The organism is Zobellia uliginosa (assembly GCF_900156625.1).
In the GTDB taxonomy this organism is placed as follows: domain Bacteria; phylum Bacteroidota; class Bacteroidia; order Flavobacteriales; family Flavobacteriaceae; genus Zobellia; species Zobellia uliginosa.
The window spans coordinates 1-5,531 of record NZ_FTOB01000021.1; the positions used below are offsets into that span (position 1 = coordinate 1).

2 tRNA genes and 3 rRNA genes are annotated in these 5,531 nt (G+C 51.7%); all 5 read left to right on the top strand.

The features are described from left to right. Positions 1-208 precede the first annotated feature (208 nt). The 5 genes from BW980_RS22035 (at position 209) to rrf (ending at position 5,464) form a co-directional block, all read left to right on the top strand. Positions 209-1,732: ribosomal RNA gene (locus BW980_RS22035) — 16S ribosomal RNA — on the top strand. 142 nt (positions 1,733-1,874) lie between these two features. Next, a tRNA-Ile gene (locus BW980_RS22040) sits at positions 1,875-1,948 on the top strand. A 122-nt stretch (positions 1,949-2,070) separates the two neighbouring features. After that, positions 2,071-2,147, top strand: a tRNA-Ala gene (locus BW980_RS22045). Positions 2,148-2,350: 203 nt separating this feature from the next. Further along, positions 2,351-5,187, top strand: a 23S ribosomal RNA gene (locus tag BW980_RS22050). Positions 5,188-5,354: 167 nt separating this feature from the next. Next, positions 5,355-5,464, top strand: a 5S ribosomal RNA gene (gene rrf, locus BW980_RS22055). The 16S, 23S and 5S rRNA genes sit together here with 2 tRNA genes alongside, the layout of an rRNA operon. Positions 5,465-5,531: the final 67 nt, after the last annotated feature.

The following is a 5,531-nucleotide window of genomic DNA, read 5'->3' on the forward strand; positions in this document are numbered from 1 at the left end:
AGTGTTCATCGGGCGTCACCGGGAGACCGGGGAGGAATATAGAAGTTCATTTGACATATTGTGGAGACAGCGTAATAGGGAAAAAAGGGAAACCTTTCGACCCGTTAAGAATTACGAAAAACAACATACAGACAAGATTTTTATTTTAGGATGAGAGTCGGGGCCGGGAAGACCTTAGGTTGATAGACTTATAATATATAATGAAACAACGATGAAGAGTTTGATCCTGGCTCAGGATGAACGCTAGCGGCAGGCCTAACACATGCAAGTCGAGGGGTAACATGGTAGCTTGCTACCGATGACGACCGGCGCACGGGTGCGCAACGCGTATACAATCTGCCCCCTACTGTGGGATAGCCCAGAGAAATTTGGATTAATACCACATGGTACCATATTACGGCATCGTATTTATGGTTAAAGGTTACGGTAGGGGATGAGTATGCGTCCCATTAGTTAGTTGGTGAGGTAACGGCTCACCAAGACCGCGATGGGTAGGGGCCCTGAGAGGGGGATCCCCCACACTGGTACTGAGACACGGACCAGACTCCTACGGGAGGCAGCAGTGAGGAATATTGGACAATGGGCGGGAGCCTGATCCAGCCATGCCGCGTGCAGGAAGAATGCCCTATGGGTAGTAAACTGCTTTTATACGGGAAGAAAAAGGGCTACGTGTAGCCTACTGACGGTACCGTAAGAATAAGGACCGGCTAACTCCGTGCCAGCAGCCGCGGTAATACGGAGGGTCCGAGCGTTATCCGGAATTATTGGGTTTAAAGGGTCCGTAGGCGGGCCGATAAGTCAGGGGTGAAAGTTTGCAGCTCAACTGTAAAATTGCCTTTGATACTGTCGGTCTTGAGTTATAGTGAAGTTGCCGGAATATGTAGTGTAGCGGTGAAATGCATAGATATTACATAGAACACCGATTGCGAAGGCAGGTGACTAACTATATACTGACGCTGATGGACGAAAGCGTGGGGAGCGAACAGGATTAGATACCCTGGTAGTCCACGCCGTAAACGATGGATACTAGCTGTCCGGGTCCTTGAGGCCTGGGCGGCCAAGCGAAAGTGATAAGTATCCCACCTGGGGAGTACGTTCGCAAGAATGAAACTCAAAGGAATTGACGGGGGCCCGCACAAGCGGTGGAGCATGTGGTTTAATTCGATGATACGCGAGGAACCTTACCAGGGCTTAAATGCATATTGACAGGGGTAGAGATACCTTTTCCTTCGGGCAATTTGCAAGGTGCTGCATGGTTGTCGTCAGCTCGTGCCGTGAGGTGTCAGGTTAAGTCCTATAACGAGCGCAACCCCTACCGTTAGTTGCCAGCGAGTCATGTCGGGGACTCTAACGGGACTGCCGGTGCAAACCGTGAGGAAGGTGGGGACGACGTCAAATCATCACGGCCCTTACGTCCTGGGCCACACACGTGCTACAATGGCCGGTACAGCGGGAAGCCATGCGGCAACGCAGAGCGGATCCACAAAACCGGTCACAGTTCGGATCGGGGTCTGCAACTCGACCCCGTGAAGCTGGAATCGCTAGTAATCGGATATCAGCCATGATCCGGTGAATACGTTCCCGGGCCTTGTACACACCGCCCGTCAAGCCATGGAAGCCGGGAGTGCCTGAAGTCCGTCACCGCAAGGAGCGGCCTAGGGCAAGATCGGTAACTAGGGCTAAGTCGTAACAAGGTAGCCGTACCGGAAGGTGCGGCTGGAACACCTCCTTTCTAGAGCTTCGGCCCGAGGAATTTTAAAGGCCCCGACGACTCGTTCTAAATATAATGTCTACTGTAGGTCAAAAAAGAAAGTCTCCACATTAACAATAATAGAATACTTCTTTTGGTACGAAGTACTGAGAGTGGTAGGGACAGTCCCATAGCTCAGCTGGTTAGAGCGCTACACTGATAATGTAGAGGTCGGCAGTTCGAGTCTGCCTGGGACTACAAGGGGCATCTTTAAATAGGTGCGCACGTTCATTGAGAATAAATATTGAAGGAAATTCTAGAAGTTGAGTAGTAGTTGGAGGCACTGACTACTAACTACTATGTACTAACTACTAGTATATGGGGGATTAGCTCAGCTGGCTAGAGCGCCTGCCTTGCACGCAGGAGGTCATCGGTTCGACTCCGATATTCTCCACCAGGTAATGCACAGTGATATTGGTTTATCGCGATGTATTGCATGAGGAGCCTTGGTGACGATTTTTGATTGTCCGGGGCGACTCGCCACAAGTTCATTGACATATTGGGACAGGACGTATATCTTTAGGGATATATGTACTGAAGAAAAAGAAAACACGAATTTTTTAAGTAAAGAGTACGAATACGAATAGAACAAAAGGTCTGGCGACAAGCTAGATAAGGGCGTATGGGGAATGCCTAGGCTCTCAGAGGCGATGAAGGACGCGATAAGCTGCGAAAAGCTGCGGGGATCGGCACATACGATATGATCCGCAGGTATCCGAATGGGGCAACCCAGCATGTTGAAGACATGTTATCCGCAAGGAGGCAAACCCGGTGAACTGAAACATCTAAGTAGCCGGAGGAGGAGAAAACAAAAGTGATTCCGGGAGTAGCGGCGAGCGAAACCGGATTAGTCCAAACCGTACATGTTCCGGCATGTGCGGGGTTGTAGGACCGCGACATTCGAACAGTTATGAACTAGAACAAGTTGGAAAGCTTGGCCGCAGACGGTGATAGCCCGGTATAGGTAAAGATCTGCAAGATAGCGGTATCCTGAGTAGCGCGGGGCACGTGAAACCCTGTGTGAAACCGGCGGGACCATCCGCCAAGACTAAATACTCCTGAGAGACCGATAGTGAACCAGTACCGTGAGGGAAAGGTGAAAAGAACCGTGAACAACGGAGTGAAAAAGATCCTGAAACCATACGCTTACAAGCGGTCGGAGCCCTTCGGGGTGACGGCGTGCCTTTTGCATAATGAGCCTACGAGTTACTTTTACTGGCAAGGTTAAGGCCTTCAGGGCCGGAGCCGCAGCGAAAGCGAGTCTTAACAGGGCGCCCCAGTCAGTAGTAGTAGACGCGAAACCGTGCGATCTACCCATGGGCAGGTTGAAGCTGTGGTAACACACAGTGGAGGACCGAACCCGTTGACGTTGAAAAGTCTTGGGATGACCTGTGGGTAGGGGTGAAAGGCCAATCAAGCTCGGAAATAGCTCGTACTCCCCGAAATGCATTTAGGTGCAGCGTGTAGATAGTTTTATAGAGGTAGAGCTACTGATTGGATGCGGGGGCTTCACCGCCTACCAATTCCTGACAAACTCCGAATGCTATAAAACGTTTCTGCGCAGTGAGGGCATGGGTGCTAAGGTCCATGTCCGAGAGGGAAAGAACCCAGACCATCAGCTAAGGTCCCAAAATATATGCTAAGTTGAAAAAACGCGGTGGAACTGCATTGACAGCCAGGATGTTGGCTTGGAAGCAGCCATTCATTTAAAGAGTGCGTAACAGCTCACTGGTCGAGCGGTTCCGCATGGATAATGATCGGGCATAAGCATATTACCGAAGCTATGGCTTTACAGTTTACTGTAAGGGGTAGGGGAGCATTGTAGTGCCGTTGAAGGTGTACCTGCGAGGGATGCTGGAGGAGCTACAAACGAAAATGTAGGCATAAGTAACGATAATGCGGGCGAGAAACCCGCACGCCGAAAGACCAAGGTTTCCCCAGCTATGCTAATCAGCTGGGGGTCAGTCGGGACCTAACGCGGACCCGAAGGGGGAAGTGGATGGACAAGCAGTTAATATTCTGCTACCCGCACATCATTAAAAGCGACGGAGGCGAGAAGTTGGTGCGTGCAGACGGAATTGCACGTTGAAGGGACAGGTAACTGCCCGATAGTACACCGAGGCTACGGCCAAGGTGATAATCCAGCGTATCGACTTCCAAGAAAAGCGAGATGTGCGGCCCGTACCGTAAACCGACACAGGTGGTTGGGATGAGTATTCTAAGGCGCTCGAGAGATTCATGGCTAAGGAACTAGGCAAAATAGACCCGTAACTTCGGGAGAAGGGTCGCCCCGACGTCAAGTCGGGGCCGCAGTGAAGAGGTCCAGGCGACTGTTTATCAAAAACACAGGGCTCTGCAAAATCGAGAGATGAAGTATAGGGCCTGACACCTGCCCGGTGCTGGAAGGTTAAGGGGAGATGTGAATCCTTCGGGAGGAAGCATTGAACTGAAGCCCCAGTAAACGGCGGCCGTAACTATAACGGTCCTAAGGTAGCGAAATTCCTTGTCGGGTAAGTTCCGACCTGCACGAATGGTGCAACGATCTGGACACTGTCTCGGCCATGAGCTCGGTGAAATTGTAGTATCGGTGAAGATGCCGGTTACCCGCAGTGGGACGAAAAGACCCCGTGCACCTTTACTATAGCTTCGTATTGACCTTGGTCAAGCAATGTGTAGGATAGCTGGGAGACTTTGAAGGCGCACCGCCAGGTGTGTTGGAGTCGCCGTTGAAATACCAGCCTTTGCTTGTCCGGGGCCTAACCCTCCAAGAGGGAACAGTGCGTGGTGGGTAGTTTGACTGGGGTGGTCGCCTCCAAAAGAGTAACGGAGGCTTCTAAAGGTGCCCTCAGTACGGTCGGCAATCGTACGTAGAGTGCAATGGCACAAGGGCGCTTGACTGTGAGACATACAGGTCGAACAGGTTGGAAACAAGAGCATAGTGATCCGGTGGTTCCGCATGGAAGGGCCATCGCTCAAAGGATAAAAGGTACGCCGGGGATAACAGGCTGATCTCCCCCAAGAGCTCATATCGACGGGGGGGTTTGGCACCTCGATGTCGGCTCGTCACATCCTGGGGCTGGAGAAGGTCCCAAGGGTTGGGCTGTTCGCCCATTAAAGTGGCACGCGAGCTGGGTTCAGAACGTCGTGAGACAGTTCGGTCTCTATCTACTGCGGGCGTTAGAAATTCGAGCGGACCTGGCCCTAGTACGAGAGGACCGGGCCGGACCGACCGCTGGTGCACCGGTTGTCCCGCCAGGGGCATTGCCGGGTAGCTATGTCGGGATGGGATAAGCGCTGAAAGCATATAAGCGCGAAACCCGCCGCAAGATGAGATTTCTTTAAAGGACCGTGGGAGATGACCACGTTGATAGGCCATAGGTGCAACGGCAGTAATGTCGGTAGCCGAGTGGTACTAATTGTCCGTACGGCTTGCGCAACGTAAGTCCCTTTCCTGCCTCGGCAGGGAAGGGCGACAACCTTTTCTCTATAACATTCCGCCTTTTACTTAAAAGGAACGACGTTTTCTTTCTTCTACCTGTCCCATTATTTATGTCATGCCCGTGACAACGCCATAGCAAGGTCAGGGTATTAAAATATTTAAAATTTAGGTGGCCATGGCGGCGGGGCCCACCCCTTTCCATTCCGAACAGGGAAGTTAAGCCCGCTAGCGCCGATGGTACTGCCAATAGGTGGGAGAGTAGGAAGCCGCCTTACTTCGAGGTCCCGATCAGTTTTACTGGTCGGGACCTTTTTTTTTGACCATCCCCCGTCCACATTACAA